Below are 14858 nucleotides of genomic sequence, written 5' to 3' on the forward strand. Positions count from 1 at the left end.
GACACGGAACAAAAGATGAGCGACGAAGCAAACGGCAACCGTCCCGCCTACGCCTTCTACGGCGACGACTTCACCGGCGCGACCGACACATTGGCCCATCTCGCCCGTGCGGGTCTGCGCACCATGCTGTTTTTCGCACCACCGGACGCCGCGCGTCTTTCGATGCTCGACAAGCTCGACGCGATTGGCGTGGCGGGCGCCGCGCGGACCATGCCACCTGCTGCGCAGGCGCAGGAACTCGAGCGCGTCGGTGCCGCCTTTGCCGCGTTAGGCGTGCGGGTGATGCACTACAAAGTGTGTTCGACATTCGATAGCGCGCCGGAGACTGGCAGCATCGGCGTGGCGATTCGCACGTTGCGCGAGTACTGCGCGAACGAACTCGTCGCGGTGGTCGGCGGGCAGCCGAATTTGCGGCGCTATTGCGTGTTCGGTGAACTGTTCGCGGCAGCCGGCGCGGACGATAACGCGCAGTCGATCTATCGCATCGACCGTCATCCGACGATGAGCCGCCATCCCGTCACGCCGATGAACGAAGCGGACTTGCGCGTGCATCTTCAGCGCCAGGGTGTGAAGAATGTGCAATCGATCGACTGGCGCTGCTACGCACGCGGCGACGTCGAACTTCATGCGCAGGTGCAACGCCGGCTCGATTCGCAACCCGACGCCGTGCTGTTCGACGTGCTCGACGATTCGCATCTGCAAGCGATTGGCCGCGTGATCGCGCGTCATGCCGCGGCGTCGGCGCCGTTGCTCGCGGTCGGTGCGAGCAGCGTCGCGCAGGCTTATGCTTTGATGCGCGCGAACCGCGCCGAACCCGCGGCTGAGGAAGCCCGAACCACGCCGATGCTGGTTCGCGCCCGCGGCCCCGTATTCGTTCTGGCGGGTAGTCTCTCGCCATTGACCGAGGTGCAGATCGGCGCCGCGCAGTCCTATCTGCGTGTGGAACTGGACCCGTTGAAAATGACCGGCGACGCAGCCTCCGACTATCTGGCGGAACGCGTGGCGGCGATAGCCGCACCCTTACGCGACGGACGCAACGTACTCGCTTTCACGACGCGCCGTGCATCGCGCGAGGGCGGCGCGCTACCGCAACTCGCGCACGCCTGTGCGTCACTGTTGCAACAGGTACTCGGCGCCGTGCGCTTGCAACGCATCGGCATTGCGGGCGGCGACACGTCGAGTATTGCCGTGCGCGCGCTCGGCGCGTGGGGGCTGTCGTATCTCGCGCCGTTATCGGCGGGCGTCACCGTGTGCCGTCTCCATGCCGATTGCGCGGAACTCGACGGCATGGAGATCATGCTCAAAGGCGGCCAAATGGGCGATGCGGATCTGTTCGAGCAACTGCTCGAAGGCAACGGCTAGCCGTTGTCGGCGAAACCGGGATAGAGCGTCATGCCGCCATCGACGAACAACGTCGTGCCGACCACGTAGTCGCTTTCGTCCGAGGCGAGCCAGACGGCGGCCTTGCCGATGTCGTCTGCTTCGCCCACGCGGCCGTAGGGAATCAGCTTCAATAGTTTCTGCAGCGCGGCCTCGGTGTCCCATGCGTCCTTGTTGATCGGCGTGCGAATCGCGCCCGGCGCGATGGAGTTGACGCGGATGCGTTCGGGCGCGACCTCCTGAGCGAGCGATTTCATGAACATCTGAATGCCGCCTTTTGACGCCGCGTAATTGACGTGCCCGGCCCACGGAATGACTTCGTGGACCGAGCTCATGCAGATGATCTTGCCGAGCGCTTTCGACGTGCCCCTTGGTCCGCGTCGTCGAAACTCTTTCACGGCCGCCTGTGCAGTCAGAAACTGGCCGGTGAGATTGGTCGCCAGTACCTGTTGCCAATCGTCCAGCGTCATGTCGGCGAACGCACGGTCTTTCTGCAAGCCCGAGTTCGCGACCACGATATCGACGCTCTCGAAACGCCCGCGGCTTGCCGCGAACATTTTCTCGACCTGCACGGGATCGGAGACGTCGGCCTGAACCGCGAATGCGGCGCCGCCTGCTTGCTCAATCTCGCCCGCGAGTTGCTCAGCCTCTTCGGCGTGCGAGTGATAGTTCACCACGACGGCCGCGCCCGCTTCCGCGAGCGCTTTGGCGACGCCAGAACCAATGCCCGAACTGGCGCCCGTGACCAGAGCGACCTGGTTCGCGAGTAACTTTTCCATCGTTGCTCCCGGCGTGACAAGGTGGAATGTGCATCGACCATCGACATGGCAAGGCCGCCGGATATCCATGCAGCGAACTGCATCGATACCCGGCGGCCAACTGACTTCAACGATCGATTGGGTGTGTGAAAACGCGACGTCTATATGACGCCGACGACCAGCAGCACGATCACCACGATCACGATGAGGCCGATCCCGCCGGTAGGACCGTAGCCCCACGAACGGCTGTGCGGCCACGACGGGAGCGCGCCGATTAGCAGAAGAATCAACACAACTAGAAGAATAGTTCCCAACATATGAATGACCTCCGCCTGGTTGATAGGACCTGCCCTTACGACAGCTGCAAAAGGCAGTATCGATGCCATGCTTGAGCAAACCGCATGCCCAAGGCGAACAGGTCGACCCGGCAGACGTTCTAAACCAGCTAGACAGCGGCGTGGCGGGCGATGCCGATACGCGACGCAAGCAGATCCGCGACGAAGGCGAAACTGAGCGCCACCGCTCCGCAAGCGAAAATCAACGCATAGTCGTTATGCGTATGCGAGAAAAGGTACGAGTACCCATAGCCGCCGAGCGCCTGGAAGAGCGCGAAGGCTGTCGTCGCACGACTCCATGCGGCCCGCTGTTCGGTGTGATCGTGCGGCACGAGTTCATGAATGCGGCCGAGCACGAGCGGCACGATGCCCGGCGTGAAGATACCGAGAATCACCGTCGAGGCAGCCAGCACCAGCGGGTTGCCCGAAAACGCGAGCATGGCGACAGCGGCCGCTTGCAGAAGCAGTCCGACGCGATACGCCTTGCCGAAGCCGATGCGATCGGCCACGTTGCCGCAGATCACCGGCCCGGCGATCGCAGCGAGGCCGTACAGCACCCAGTAGTCCGCGCCGATCGCGGCGCCGCGCCCCAGGCCGCGAGCGACATAGTCGACGAGCAGCACCATCGCCGGTACGAGGCCAAGCGCATTTGCCGCGTATTGCGCATACAGCACGCGCAGCCTCAAGCCTTGAGGGCGCACCCTATGATGTGCGCCGGACGGCACGGCCGGCGCGGGCGGATTGCTCGACGGCCAGCCGAACCAGCTCAGCGCGGTCAGCACCAGCGCCACCACGCCGAGACCGGTCCACGTGGTTTGCAAGCCATGGTGAAGCAGCTTCGGAATCAAGGTGCCGGATGCCGCGATACCGAGACCCAGTCCAAGAAAAATCATGCCGCTCACGAAACCACGGCGCGGCGCCGGAATATGCGGAAGAATCGACGTCGCTACCAGCACCATGATCGCGCCGCCGGAAATGCCCGACAACAAACGCCACGCGAAAAACCAGCTCACCGAAAGCGGATACGCGCAGGCGAAGAAGGCGGCCGTCACCACCGCCATCAGCATGCGCAACGCGCTGCGGTTCGACAGCGCCGCTGCGAGCGGACGGCCGAGCAACGCGCCCACCAGATAGCCGGCGAAGTTCGCCGCGCCAAGTGTCACGGCTTGCGACGACGTGAACCAGTGTGCCTGGATCAGCGAGGGAATCAACGGCGTGTAGGCGAAGCGGGCGAGGCCGATGGCGACGAGACTGCCGCACAGTCCCGCGAGCGTGGCGAAGAGCGCGCGGGCATCGAGTGAGACTGGACTATTGGACGTTATCGGTGCAGCGGGCATGACGGTTCCTTTACCGGTGCGCTCGCGGGTGGCGGCGCTGCCGGATGTCGGTGGGAAAAGCGAAGCGAAGGGGTGCGCCTTGTCAGGCGCGTGGCTCAGACGTCGTTGTCTGGCGCCGGTAGGGCAGGCAAACCGAGCAGCAGCAAAACCGGTGCAATCGCGCCGATGAGCAGCGCCTGTTGCGGGTTGACGCGCGCCAGAACACGGACGCCGATTAGCGTGGCCAGCAGGTGAGTGGCGGCGTCATCGGCGGAAACGACGGTGGTGATTTCGCCGCTCTCGCTGGCCGCCACCATGCGGCGGTAAAAAAACGCGCGTATTTCGGCGAACTCCATGGCAACGATTTCACGGAATGCTTCGTCCTCCGATGTGGTTTCCAGCGCCGAGTTGACGAGCATGCAACCGCGTTGCGCGGGATCGGCGAGCGTTCGCTCCAGGATCTCGTGGAAGAACATCGTGATGCCCAGTGCCGGCGATACGGTCCGTTCCAATCGCCTGATCCGTTCGCGCAAAGTGTGTTCGAGATAATGCTCGAGCGCGCGCAGATACAGCGTGCGCTTGTCGCCGAACGCGTTGTAGAGGCTCGGTTGCGTCAGGCCGGTCGATTTGACCAGGTCGCGCGTGGAGGTCGCCTCGTAGCCCTTCGTCCAGAAGGCCGCGCTGGCGGCTTCCAGCACCTCGTGTTCACTGAATTGGCGGGGTCTTGCCATATGAATATCCCTCGAACATGCTGACGACCGATTCTGTATCAGTCGATATAGAAAGCGATTATATATCGACTGATACAGAACGCAAGAAGAAGATCGAGGGCGGCCGGCGGCGCACTTACAGCGCGTTGTGCGGCGGGAGAGCGTCTGCGGGCGGCTGCCCGTTTGGCGTGAGTTCGGGTTCCGGATAGCTGATCCGCACGGGGGGCACGAACCAGGCGAGGCACAGGCCGATCAGCGCGGCCGCGCCAGCCACCAGAATGCCGATGTGAATCGACTGCACCAGCGCTTCGCGCGCGGATGTCATCATGGCGTCCCCGGCGTGGCCGGTGCTCACCAGACGATTGATCAGCGCGGCCTGTTCCGCGCGATCCACCAGCAGTTCAGGGCTGGCGAAGGATTTGAACCACTGCGTCGCCTGATAGGAATCGAGCGAGCGATGCACCCCGCGCGAGTAGAGATGGCCGAGCAACGCGCCGGTCATCACCGTGCCGAGCATGCCGCCGAAGGTCCTCAGCGATTGGAGCAGCGCGGTGGCCGCGCCGACATGGTCCCGCGCGACGATCTGCTGCGAACAGACGGTCAGGCTGGTCGCCACCAGACCAAGGCCGAGTCCGCTGATGCCCATGCACGACGCCCACACCAGATGCGGTTCCGTGCCCCGCAATACGACCACGCTCAGACAGGCGAGCGCGGACAGGGCAAAGCCGGCGTACATGATGCCGTTCGCGCGGCGCACCCGTGTGACGATACGATTGTTGAGCACGCTGCCCACCGTCGTGCCGAGCAGCAGCGGGGTGATCAGCATGCCCGAATCATGCGCGGACATCGCGTAGCCGCCCTGAAACAGCAGCGGCACATAAAACACCAGCGAAAAGAGCGCGAAGCCGCCGAGCACCGACATCGCGAAGAGCGCGGAGAGCTTGCGGTCCATGAGCATGTCCACCGGCACGATCGGATAGCCGATGCGCCGCTCCCATAGCCAGAGAATCAGCCCGCAAGTCGTCGCTACGACGGTCAGCGCGATGGTCGTGGCGTCAAAGCCGCGCCGCGGAATCAGCTCGATCAGCACCTGGAATGAGCCGAACGTGACCGCCACCACAAACGCGCCGAGCCAGTCGAGCCGCACAGGGCCCTTGTGCCGCAGGTGAAGCAGCGGCGGCAGAAAGCGCTGCACGAACAGCAGCGATACGAGTCCGACCGGCACGTTGACGAAAAACACCAGCCGCCAGCCGCCATACTGCGTCAACAATCCGCCGAGTGTCGGCCCGATCATGTTGGACACGCCGAAGGCGGAGGTGACAAACACCAGCCAGCGCAGCCGCAGTTTCGGATTGGGGAACAGATCGGCGACGGTGGCGAATACCGTGCCGATCAGAATGCCGCCGCCGATCCCCTGCAAGCCGCGCGAAATCACCAGCAATAACATGCTGCCGGCGAATCCGCACAACACAGAAGCGCCGGTGAACAACAGGATGGCGGCGATCAGAAATCGCTTGCGGCCGTACAGGTCGCCCAGCCGCCCGAAGATCGGAATCGTGATGACGGAGGCGAGCATGTACGACGTCGCGACCCACGCGTACAGATCGAAGCCCTTCAGATCGGCGACGATGCGCGGCAGCGCGGTGCCGACAATGGTCTGATCCAGCGCCACCAGCATCGCGACGAACGCGATGCCGAGCATCGCAAGCAGCGATTCGCGAAACGGCAGCAGTTGTCCGCCCGGAAGCGGCGCGGCGAGCCCGGCGCTCATGGCATGCTTACTTGTTACCCGCTGCGGCATATTTGCCGAGGGCGCCGCCGAGTTCTTCGTCGGTCAAGGCGGGGGAGATGTTCATCGTGAGCAGGTCGCCCCACTGGAGCGCCAGCGCCGCCATCGCGCCTGTGTCCTCGGACTCGACGATCGCCACGCCGTGCAAGCCGCCGATAGCGTGCCAGCGTCCCAGCAATTTGACTCCGTCTGGCACCCGGCCGCCGGTCTTCATGAAACGTTCGATGACGGAACTCTCTGCGGTCGGTAAACCGTTCCATAGGACGATAAATTTCATTGCGCGTCTCCAATCCGAAATGGCGATGCCGGCTCGTGGCGCGCTGCCATCGTCGCTATGGTTACGGTGCGTCGCGGATGCGATGCGTCGTGTTCACTTCTGCGCCAGCAAGCTGTCCGGATAGTGCGTGCTATTGGCGGACGGCGATAAAAAACCACGTGGCGTCCTAAGCATCATAGGTGAGCGCAGGGCGGGCGGCGTCGCCGCGTGCGGACATTCACCAGGCTAATTGAACAAGTCCATCTTCATGGCGAAGAAGCGAAAAGCGCGGTCGCCAGATGGGAATATTTCGTGGGTCATTTGCGTTATCTGGTTGCGATGCTGCGCGCGCAAAAGCGAACGGCACACGTGAGTGACGCGTGCCGTTGCTGTGACTGTGACTGTGCGGAGTTGGGGCGAGGCGCGTTATGGTTTGCGCTGTATGGCCGCTTTGGCAATCGTCCGGTGCGCGTTGGGAAATCCCGGCGGATATTCGACGACGCGTGCCGAAGCCGGCACCAGCGGCACGGCAGCGTTCAGCCGCGCGCCGATGCGTGCGCCGCCGACGATGGCCGCCATCGCCTGACGATCGAGTTCGACGCTGTCGGTGAGGTCCCTGATGATCAGCTTGGTCATGGTGGCTCCAGGAAAGAAATCGAGCGGCGCGCCGGTGCAAGGCGCCGGCCGCCGCTCGGGTGTGTCGTGAAGTGTGCTGAGGTCTCCTCGCACTATCAGTATAGGAAATCCGTCTGCGGCTCGCCGGCGTGTGACGACCGGCCAGCCGTAATGAGGCGCCCCGGCGCCCGCTACGGCAGAAGGTCACACGTTGGCGTAGTTGGCGCCCCACAGCGACGGGCTGACGTTCAGGTGCAGCGGCACGAAGCCCGCGCCGATCACGCCGACGTTGTTCAGCGCGGCGACGTTGACGTACTGCAGCTGGTTCAGGTTCTGGTTCACCGAGACGTTGACGTTGGCAATGCCGCCAAGGCCGGCGATCGAGGGCAGGCCGGGCACGCTGCTGCCGGTGCCGCCGGCCACCGCCGACATGGCGCGGCGGTCGAGCTCGCGGGTGCCGGACAGATCGCGAATCATGAGGGATGACATGGTGCTTCTCCAAAGGTGCGCGGAAGACGGGGGTAACCGTCGGCAGGCGAAGCGCGCCGGGGAGCCGGGCGCCTCGCCTGGCCGCGTATTACACGTGGATGTTGTTGCTGGTCGAGATGTACGGGTTGACCGTCGAGGTGATGCCGCTGGCGAACGCGACGTTGTTGCCGTTGGCGTTCTGCAGGTTCAGTTCGGTGTTGATGAGCTGGGTGGCGTCGACCTTCTTGCTGTTGTTCGGAGCGAAGACGGGGCTGAAGTTGAAGTACGACGAGGGCGGGTAGTAGCCGGTGCCGCCGCGCACGGCGCTCATGGCCTTGCTGTCGAGTTGTTCGGTGATGGACAGGTCTTTGATCATCAGCGTGTTCATGGTGAGTCTCCAGAAGGTAAGGGTCAGGATGTTGCGGTTGGGTGCGAGCAACTTGTCTGCTCGGGTGTCACTAATGCACGGGTTGTGCCAGTTTTATTCAAGGTTCCTAAGAAAGTTGACGGAGGCCTGCTGCGCAAGGGTTTCGCGTTGCAGTGCCGGCACGGCGCCAGCGCACCGCCGCGTGCAAGCGCTGGACGACTGATCGCATGCGCCCCACTGACCACCGCATGCTGTTGGATATCGCACGACACGGGAGGCGGCAAATGGCGTCGGTTTGGACGGACGCGTGTTCAGACTTCAAGGATGCGAAAAGCGTGTCGATCTGGAATTGCGGAGAGCGCGCGAGCGATTCGCGGCACAGGCGCTCAGCCGTCACACTGTCGCCTGCGCGAATCGCTTGAGCGGTCGTCGGGTACAGTCGCGGACCGGATAAGATCGTTTGATGAGTTCAATGGCTTTGTCGGCCTGGACGAAGCGGTGGCCGAAGAGGTGTCGTTCAACGTCGCGACGTTGAAGTGTGAGGGTCAAGCGGCAAGTATCGAAGAGAACACGAGACGCGGGAGATTCACCGGGTCAATGAACAGGCCCCCTCCAACGGCGAAGATGTGAAGGAGGCCTGTTTCTAATTACGGACATCTCGTGCGTCCTACAAGTAGGGTCCTTTAATACGCCCTTCGAAGATGGCGGTGTTAATTCCGAAGTCGTCGACTTGGCCGAGCGGGCCATGGTCGACGGTGACAACGACGGCACGGCCGCCGCGCAACGCCTTCATCTGCTCGGCGGTGAGCGTCATTTCGTCGTGTAGGTGATCCGCGGAGCGCGGCAGGTCTTTGATGATGAGCACGGATTTCATGGCATTACTCCTGAAGGTGGATGGGCGAGCACGGTGCGGTGCTCGACCTTCGTTCTGCAAGGGTTATGCCAATTTGCGCACGATGCGCGAGGAAACCAAATGCGAGGCGGCAACGCAAGGCCAGCAGGTAATGGACGTCATGCGTTCGCCGAGCATGACGTTCAGTGAACGCGAGATTCGACGGAACTGTTCGGCGAGGTCCGACCAATCGCGTGCGGAATGTCGGCTTACGTCGCTCTGCCGACAACAAAAGCGAACGGCACGCGTGAGTGACGCGTGCCGTTGCTGTGACTGTGACTGTGCGGAGTTGGGGCGAGGCGCGTTATGGTTTGCGCTGTATGGCCGCTTTGGCAATCGTCCGGTGCGCGTTGGGAAATCCCGGCGGATATTCGACGACGCGTGCCGAAGCCGGCACCAGCGGCACGGCAGCGTTCAGCCGCGCGCCGATGCGTGCGCCGCCGACGATGGCCGCCATCGCCTGACGATCGAGTTCGACGCTGTCGGTGAGGTCCCTGATGATCAGCTTGGTCATGGTGGCTCCGGGAAAGAAATCGAGCGGCGCGCCGGTGCAAGGCACCGGCCGCCGCTCGGGTGTGTCGTGAAGTGTGCTGAGGTCTCCTCGCACTATCAGTATAGGAAACCCGTCTGCGGCTCGCCGGCCGGTGACGACCGGCCAGCCGTAGTGAGGCCCCCCGGCGCCCGCTACGGCAGACGGTCACACGTTGGCGTAGTTGGCGCCCCACAGCGACGGGCTGACGTTCAGGTGCAGCGGCACGAAGCCCGCGCCGATCACGCCGACGTTGTTCAGCGCGGCGACGTTGACGTACTGCAGCTGGTTCAGGTTCTGGTTCACCGAGACGTTGACGTTGGCAATGCCGCCAAGGCCGGCGACCGAGGGCAGGCCGGGCACGCTGCTGCCGGTGCCGCCGGCCACCGCCGACATGGCGCGGCGGTCGAGCTCGCGGGTGCCGGACAGATCGCGAATCATGAGGGATGACATGGTGCTTCTCCAAAGGTGCGCGGAAGACGGGGGTAACCGTCGGCAGGCGAAGCGCGCCGGGGCGCCGGGCGCCTCGCCTGGCGACGTATTACACGTGGATGTTGTTGCTCGTCGAGATGTACGGGTTGACCGTCGAGGTGATGCCGCTGGCGAACGCGACGTTGTTGCCGTTGGCGTTCTGCAGGTTCAGTTCGGTGTTGATGAGCTGGGTGGCGTCGACCTTCTTGCTGTTGTTCGGAGCAAAGACGGGGCTGAAGTTGAAGTACGACGAGGGCGGGTAGTAGCCGGTGCCGCCGCGCACGGCGCTCATGGCCTTGCTGTCGAGTTGTTCGGTGATGGACAGGTCTTTGATCATCAGCGTGTTCATGGTGAGTCTCCAGAAGGTAAGGGTCGGGATGTTGCGGTTGGGTGCGAGCAACTTGTCTGCTCGGGTGTCACTAATGCACGGGTTGTGCCAGTTTTATTCAAGGTTCCTAAGAAAGTTGACGGAGGCCTGCTGCGCAAGGGTTTCGCGTTGCAGTGCCGGCACGGCGCCGGCGCACCGCCGCGTGCAAGCGCTGGACGACTGATGGCATGCGCCCGACTGGCCACCGCATGCTGTTGGATATCGCACGACACGGGCTCGCCGCGCAGGCAGCGGGCCAATCCTGGTTTGCGAAAGCACAGACGTGGAGCTAGTATCGAAGCGGCACATGTAACTGGTTACGACAGGTTCTCTATCAGCCCGACAGGCCTGGATTCCATGCGATCCGGCCCAACGGCAGCGGCGGCGCTTCGCACAAATGGCTAGCCTTGCGCGTGTGATTCACGATTTTCAGAACGGCGAGCTGTCCCGTGACGAGTTCGTGGCTCAACTCGACAGCACGTTGACGACCGAAGGACTCGGCCCCACGCAGCTGATGGACATGCTTGGCGCGGCACATCGCAAGGCACCGCTCCCCCACGATCTCTATGTGGAAGTGCGACGACGCATCGAGCAGTTGCGTGTGTCGAACGTGGCGGCGGGCGGCGACGAAACCGGCATCCAGACCACCGTCGAGATTCCGTCGATACGGTCAGCCAGCGCGGGAAGCGCAGCAAGCGCAGCTAACACAACGGGCGCCGGCACGGGCGCCGGCAGCGCCGCGGGACACGACCAGATCAAAGGCACCGGCGACACGCTCAATAACCGCTTCGTGCTCGAGGAATGCCTCGGCGTCGGCGGCATGGGCACGGTGTACAAGGCGCTCGACCTGCGCAAGCTCGAGGCCTCGGATCGCAAGCCGTATCTCGCGATCAAGGTGCTCAACGTCCAGTTCCGCGGCAACCCGAATTCGCTTGTCGCGTTGCAGCGCGAGGCGCGCAAGGCGCAAGTGCTCGCGCATCGCAACATCATCACGGTGTACGACTTCGACCGCGACGGGCCAATCGTCTACCTGACGATGGAGTACCTGTCCGGCAAGCCGCTCAGCCAGTTGCTGCGCACACCGGGCTATCAGGGCATGCCGGTGCGCGCGGCGCTGCCGATCGTGCGCGGCATGTGCAGCGCGCTCGCCTATGCCCACGAGCGCGGCTTCGTGCACTGCGACTTCAAACCCGCCAACGTGTTTCTCACGACGAATGCCGAAGTGAAAGTGATCGACTTCGGCATTGCCCGCGTGTTCCAGCGTCCGGAAGAGGAGAGCGACGCCACCGTGTTCGATCCGGGCAGCCTCGGCGCGTTGACGCCCGCGTATGCCAGTCCCGAAATGATCGAGCATCGCGAGCCGGATCCACGCGACGACATCTACGCGCTCGGCTGCATCACGTATGAACTGCTGACGGGCCACCATCCGTTCGACCGGTTGTCGGCGACGCAAGCTCGCAATGCCGATTTCAAACCGCAGCGGCCGGCCAATCTCGATTCGAAACAATGGCGTGCGCTGCGTGCCGCGCTGTCGTTCGATCGCAATACGCGCATGCCGAGCGTGGTGCGCTTCATCGCGGAGTTCGATAACGAAGCGCGCGCTGAGAAATCTGGCACGCTGGCGAAGGTGGGGCTCGCGAGTTTCGCCGTAGTGTGCGCCGCGGCGGTCGGCGTGTTCGCGTTCCGCTCGGCGCCGAACCGGCAGAGCGGATCACAGACGGAAGCGGGCGCTTCGCAGGCAACAGCGGAGCAGGCGGCTTCGTCGTCGTCGGAAGGGACGGTGTCGGGACCGGTGGCTGCTCCGCCTGCGGCACCGCCGGCAAGTCCGGTCGCCGCAGTGCCCACCACGCCCCCGGCGCCGCCCGCGCCGAAGCCGGCGCTGACCCTCGCCGCCGTCACGTCAGCGCTGACGCAGGTGCCCTGTTCGGCACTGTCCGCCTCAGTACAGGACCACTCGTTGACGGTGCGTGGCTACGTCTCGCAACGCTACGGCGCGGCGCATCTGAAGCAGACGCTGGCTGCGTTGCCGGGCGTCGACACGCTGACGCTCCAGGCCGAACCGCTCGCCGACGACAAATGCGACACCATCAAGGCGTTCGCGCCCTACTGGATCCACAACATGCAGGCCGGACACGTTGCGGCACTGCACGTGAGGCCGCCAGGCGGTCAGTTGAGCGAAGGCAATCCGCTGATCGTCGACATCACCACGCCGGGCTACGACTCGTATGTGAACCTCGACTACTACCAGCTCGACGGCAGCGTCGTGCACATGGTGCCGAGCCCGCGCGCGAAGGACAATCAGGCGCCGCCGCACTATGCCGCCACCGTCGGCAGCGCCGGTGACTGGATCATTTCCAGGCCGTTCGGATCGGAGCTGGTGGTGCTGCTGATTACGCCGGCGCCGCTATTCGACAAGCCGCGCCCGGAGAGCGAATCGCGCGCCGACTATCTGCGCGCACTCGACACGCGGCTTGCGCAGATCGGTGGCAAATACGGCCGCGATCACATCGTTGCCGATTTCGCGCCAATCACGACGAAGCCACACTAACTCTGAGCGGAGTACCAGCGCGGCTCGCGAGTCGGCCCCGAGTCCGGCACGTCACTTGAGATCTTTGACGACCCGGAAGCCATCCTGCGATTGACGCACGCCCGCGCTGTACTTGAAGCGTGTCGCGCTGAGCATGTAGCCGCCGCCTTCGCGCCACGAACCGCCGCGGATCACGCGCATGTCGCAACCGGGGCTGTCCCACGCGTGGCCATCGGCGGGGGCGCCCTGATAGGAGTTGTGCCAGCAGTCGGCGGTCCATTCCCAGACGCTGCCGTTCATGTCGTACAGACCGAGCGGATTCGGCGCGAACGAGCCCGCGGTTTCAGGGCCTTCCTTGTGCCACGGGTCGCCGCAGTCCTTGCAATTGGCGTTGCCCTTGCGCATCTGGTCGCCCCACCAGTAGGCGGTCGTGGTGCCGCCACGATCCGCGTATTCCCATTCCGCTTCGGTGGGCAGACGGTACGGTTTGCCGGTGGTCTTGCTCAACCATTTCACGTATTGCTGCGCGTCGTCCCAACTGAGGTCGCGCGCCGGTGCGGCTTTGTTGGTGTTGCTTTCGGGCGTGAGCTTCTGGCAGGCATTGGCGGCGACGCACGCGTTCCACTGGTCGACCGTCACCTCGTATTTGCCGATCGCGAAGGGCGCGCCGATGGTCACGTGATGGACAGGCTTCTCGGACGGGTCGTCGGTACTGCTGCCCATCGAGAACGAACCGGCAGGCACGGCAATCATGATCGGGCAGGTGGCGCAGTCGCGGCTTTCACCCGCAACCGGCGCATGCGTGGCGGGTTTCTGCGCGACTGCCGCAGCGGGCGGCGTAGCTGGCGGGGCGGCACTTGTTGCGGACTTGGGCGCTGCGGCACTGGGCGGCGGCGTTGGCCTGGCGGCTTGCGGCGCGGGTGCGACTGAAGGCGCGGCGGGCGTGGCTGCGGACGGCGCACTCGACGTCGCCGCGGCGCGCAAGCGATCGATGCGCGCATGAGCGAGCGCGGCGAAGCGGCCATTCGGATAGGCCTTCAAATACGCCTCGTAGTCGCCCGGATAGTTGCTGTCCTTGATCGAATTCCAGAACGTGATTTCGTATTGTTCGCTGCTGTCTTTCGGCAGGATGCCTCTGCTGCGCAGCGTGACCAAGGGGTTGTCCTGAGCGGTGGACGCGGCATCGGACATCAACAGCCGTTGGGGAAGCGACGAAGCACGCCACGGCGATTGCTCGCCGCCAGTCGCGGCGCGAACCTCCGTCGCGACGCGTTGCAACAGTTCCGCCAGAGTTTGCGACGGAGCGCTGTCGAGCGCGTGCAGCCATGCATTCGTATAAACGCCGTGACGCACGCCGTCTGCGGCGAACCCGCCGGGCGCGGTTGCGTAGGCAATTACCGTATTGTCCGGAAGCACTGACGTATCGTCGGTCACGTTCGCCGAGAACGGGTTGTTCAGACACGTATCGAGGATCACGAGATTGAGCCGGTCATCACCCGGTGCGCGCATTGCCTGCAATACGGTGGACAGATCGACACCGTTGCTCACCACCGCCGCCGGCGAGCGGGCGTCGAGTCCAGCGGGAATGAGCAGTGTCCGCGGGCCGATCCGCATACCGTGTCCGGCGAAATAGAAGAGACCGACGCCGCCTGCGTGCAACCGCTGGTGGAATTCGCCGATGGCCTCGCGCATTTGCTGCGGCGTCGCATTCGTGCGCATGATGACGTCGAAGCCGAGCGTTTTGAGCCTGTCGCGCATAGCTTTGGCGTCGCGCGGTGCGTTCTCCCGCAGTGCGTCCACTCGCGCGTCAGGGCGATCCGCACGGTCCGCGCCGCCCGCACCATACGCACCGTTACCGATCACAAGCGCGACACGCGGAGAAAGGACGTCGCGCCGTTGTGGCGTGAACGGAGTGAACAGTGTGAGCGGCACACTCGCTGCGTTCGCCGCGCTCGCGCCACGTTCGGCGCCCTCACGCTGCGGCGCCGCATAAGCATTGCCCCACTGCGCCTGCATCGCCCCGGCCATGCACATCAGCACGAATATTCGCCACATCTTCACATCCTGTTTGTTCCGGA

General features: G+C 64.1%; 16 protein-coding genes and 1 pseudogene. 2 read left to right on the forward strand and 15 right to left on the reverse strand.

Annotated elements, in window-relative coordinates; all coding sequences use genetic code 11:
- Positions 1-15: 15 nt before the first annotated feature.
- Positions 16-1362, forward strand: a complete 1347-nt coding sequence (locus tag RI103_RS20895; protein ID WP_310817316.1) for a four-carbon acid sugar kinase family protein — start codon at positions 16-18, stop codon at positions 1360-1362.
- Here RI103_RS20895 and RI103_RS20900 read toward each other — a convergent pair.
- The 13 genes from RI103_RS20900 to RI103_RS20960 form a co-directional block, all read right to left on the reverse strand.
- On the reverse strand, positions 1359-2159 hold the full coding sequence (locus RI103_RS20900; RefSeq protein WP_310817317.1) for an SDR family oxidoreductase: 801 nt from the start codon (positions 2157-2159) through the stop codon (positions 1359-1361). The genes RI103_RS20895 and RI103_RS20900 overlap by 4 nt on opposite strands.
- A gap of 140 nt (positions 2160-2299) precedes the next feature.
- Positions 2300-2455 carry a DUF3309 family protein gene (locus RI103_RS20905; protein ID WP_007178285.1) on the reverse strand — a complete coding sequence of 52 codons (156 nt, stop codon included), beginning with the start codon at positions 2453-2455 and terminating at the stop codon, positions 2300-2302.
- A 128-nt stretch (positions 2456-2583) separates the two neighbouring features.
- Positions 2584-3810 carry a YbfB/YjiJ family MFS transporter gene (locus tag RI103_RS20910; RefSeq protein WP_310817321.1) on the reverse strand — a complete coding sequence of 409 codons (1227 nt, stop codon included), beginning with the start codon at positions 3808-3810 and terminating at the stop codon, positions 2584-2586.
- A 95-nt stretch (positions 3811-3905) separates the two neighbouring features.
- Positions 3906-4520 (reverse strand): TetR/AcrR family transcriptional regulator, encoded by a 615-nt coding sequence (locus tag RI103_RS20915; RefSeq protein WP_310817323.1) that lies wholly within the window; start codon positions 4518-4520, stop codon positions 3906-3908.
- 115 nt (positions 4521-4635) lie between these two features.
- Positions 4636-6270, reverse strand: a complete 1635-nt coding sequence (locus RI103_RS20920; protein ID WP_310817325.1) for an MFS transporter — start codon at positions 6268-6270, stop codon at positions 4636-4638.
- A 7-nt stretch (positions 6271-6277) separates the two neighbouring features.
- A complete protein-coding gene (locus RI103_RS20925; RefSeq protein WP_310817326.1) occupies positions 6278-6565 on the reverse strand; it encodes a DUF3303 domain-containing protein in 288 nt (95 codons plus the stop codon).
- Positions 6566-6970: 405 nt separating this feature from the next.
- A complete protein-coding gene (locus RI103_RS20930) occupies positions 6971-7180 on the reverse strand; it encodes a hypothetical protein (protein ID WP_310817328.1) in 210 nt (69 codons plus the stop codon).
- Positions 7181-7363: 183 nt separating this feature from the next.
- Positions 7364-7648, reverse strand: a complete 285-nt coding sequence (locus RI103_RS20935) for a hypothetical protein (RefSeq protein ID WP_310817331.1) — start codon at positions 7646-7648, stop codon at positions 7364-7366.
- Positions 7649-7736: 88 nt separating this feature from the next.
- Positions 7737-8015 carry a hypothetical protein gene (locus RI103_RS20940; protein WP_310817332.1) on the reverse strand — a complete coding sequence of 93 codons (279 nt, stop codon included), beginning with the start codon at positions 8013-8015 and terminating at the stop codon, positions 7737-7739.
- Between the two features lie 646 nt (positions 8016-8661).
- Positions 8662-8868: a hypothetical protein gene (locus RI103_RS20945; RefSeq protein WP_310817334.1), complete on the reverse strand. Its 207-nt coding sequence runs from the start codon at positions 8866-8868 to the stop codon at positions 8662-8664.
- Positions 8869-9190: 322 nt separating this feature from the next.
- Positions 9191-9400 (reverse strand): hypothetical protein, encoded by a 210-nt coding sequence (locus RI103_RS20950; protein WP_310817328.1) that lies wholly within the window; start codon positions 9398-9400, stop codon positions 9191-9193.
- Between the two features lie 183 nt (positions 9401-9583).
- On the reverse strand, positions 9584-9868 hold the full coding sequence (locus RI103_RS20955; RefSeq protein ID WP_095421727.1) for a hypothetical protein: 285 nt from the start codon (positions 9866-9868) through the stop codon (positions 9584-9586).
- A gap of 88 nt (positions 9869-9956) precedes the next feature.
- On the reverse strand, positions 9957-10235 hold the full coding sequence (locus tag RI103_RS20960; protein ID WP_310817332.1) for a hypothetical protein: 279 nt from the start codon (positions 10233-10235) through the stop codon (positions 9957-9959).
- 415 nt (positions 10236-10650) lie between these two features.
- Between RI103_RS20960 and RI103_RS20965 the strand changes: the two genes are divergently transcribed.
- Positions 10651-12801, forward strand: coding sequence for a protein kinase domain-containing protein (locus tag RI103_RS20965; RefSeq protein WP_310817336.1), 2151 nt, complete (start codon positions 10651-10653; stop codon positions 12799-12801).
- A gap of 51 nt (positions 12802-12852) precedes the next feature.
- Here the strand turns inward: RI103_RS20965 and RI103_RS39690 are convergent, their stop codons facing one another.
- A complete protein-coding gene (locus RI103_RS39690; RefSeq protein WP_409077030.1) occupies positions 12853-13971 on the reverse strand; it encodes a formylglycine-generating enzyme family protein in 1119 nt (372 codons plus the stop codon).
- An 18-nt stretch (positions 13972-13989) separates the two neighbouring features.
- A pseudogene (locus RI103_RS39695) lies at positions 13990-14835 on the reverse strand (caspase domain-containing protein); the annotation flags it as partial.
- Positions 14836-14858 lie beyond the last annotated feature (23 nt).

This window comes from Paraburkholderia sp. FT54, assembly GCF_031585635.1.
Lineage (GTDB): Bacteria > Pseudomonadota > Gammaproteobacteria > Burkholderiales > Burkholderiaceae > Paraburkholderia.

Coding starts and splice junctions, on each gene's coding strand:
- RI103_RS20920 (WP_310817325.1), bottom strand. CDS start 6,270: ATGAGCGCCGGGCTCGCCGCGCCGCTTCCGGGCGGACAACTGCTGCCG.
- RI103_RS20895 (WP_310817316.1), top strand. CDS start 16: ATGAGCGACGAAGCAAACGGCAACCGTCCCGCCTACGCCTTCTACGGC.
- RI103_RS20955 (WP_095421727.1), bottom strand. CDS start 9,868: ATGTCATCCCTCATGATTCGCGATCTGTCCGGCACCCGCGAGCTCGAC.
- RI103_RS20965 (WP_310817336.1), top strand. CDS start 10,651: ATGGCTAGCCTTGCGCGTGTGATTCACGATTTTCAGAACGGCGAGCTG.
- RI103_RS20945 (WP_310817334.1), bottom strand. CDS start 8,868: ATGAAATCCGTGCTCATCATCAAAGACCTGCCGCGCTCCGCGGATCAC.
- RI103_RS20930 (WP_310817328.1), bottom strand. CDS start 7,180: ATGACCAAGCTGATCATCAGGGACCTCACCGACAGCGTCGAACTCGAT.
- RI103_RS39690 (WP_409077030.1), bottom strand. CDS start 13,971: ATGTCCGATGCCGCGTCCACCGCTCAGGACAACCCCTTGGTCACGCTG.
- RI103_RS20950 (WP_310817328.1), bottom strand. CDS start 9,400: ATGACCAAGCTGATCATCAGGGACCTCACCGACAGCGTCGAACTCGAT.
- RI103_RS20940 (WP_310817332.1), bottom strand. CDS start 8,015: ATGAACACGCTGATGATCAAAGACCTGTCCATCACCGAACAACTCGAC.
- RI103_RS20960 (WP_310817332.1), bottom strand. CDS start 10,235: ATGAACACGCTGATGATCAAAGACCTGTCCATCACCGAACAACTCGAC.
- RI103_RS20935 (WP_310817331.1), bottom strand. CDS start 7,648: ATGTCATCCCTCATGATTCGCGATCTGTCCGGCACCCGCGAGCTCGAC.
- RI103_RS20910 (WP_310817321.1), bottom strand. CDS start 3,810: ATGCCCGCTGCACCGATAACGTCCAATAGTCCAGTCTCACTCGATGCC.
- RI103_RS20925 (WP_310817326.1), bottom strand. CDS start 6,565: ATGAAATTTATCGTCCTATGGAACGGTTTACCGACCGCAGAGAGTTCC.
- RI103_RS20900 (WP_310817317.1), bottom strand. CDS start 2,159: ATGGAAAAGTTACTCGCGAACCAGGTCGCTCTGGTCACGGGCGCCAGT.
- RI103_RS20905 (WP_007178285.1), bottom strand. CDS start 2,455: ATGTTGGGAACTATTCTTCTAGTTGTGTTGATTCTTCTGCTAATCGGC.
- RI103_RS20915 (WP_310817323.1), bottom strand. CDS start 4,520: ATGGCAAGACCCCGCCAATTCAGTGAACACGAGGTGCTGGAAGCCGCC.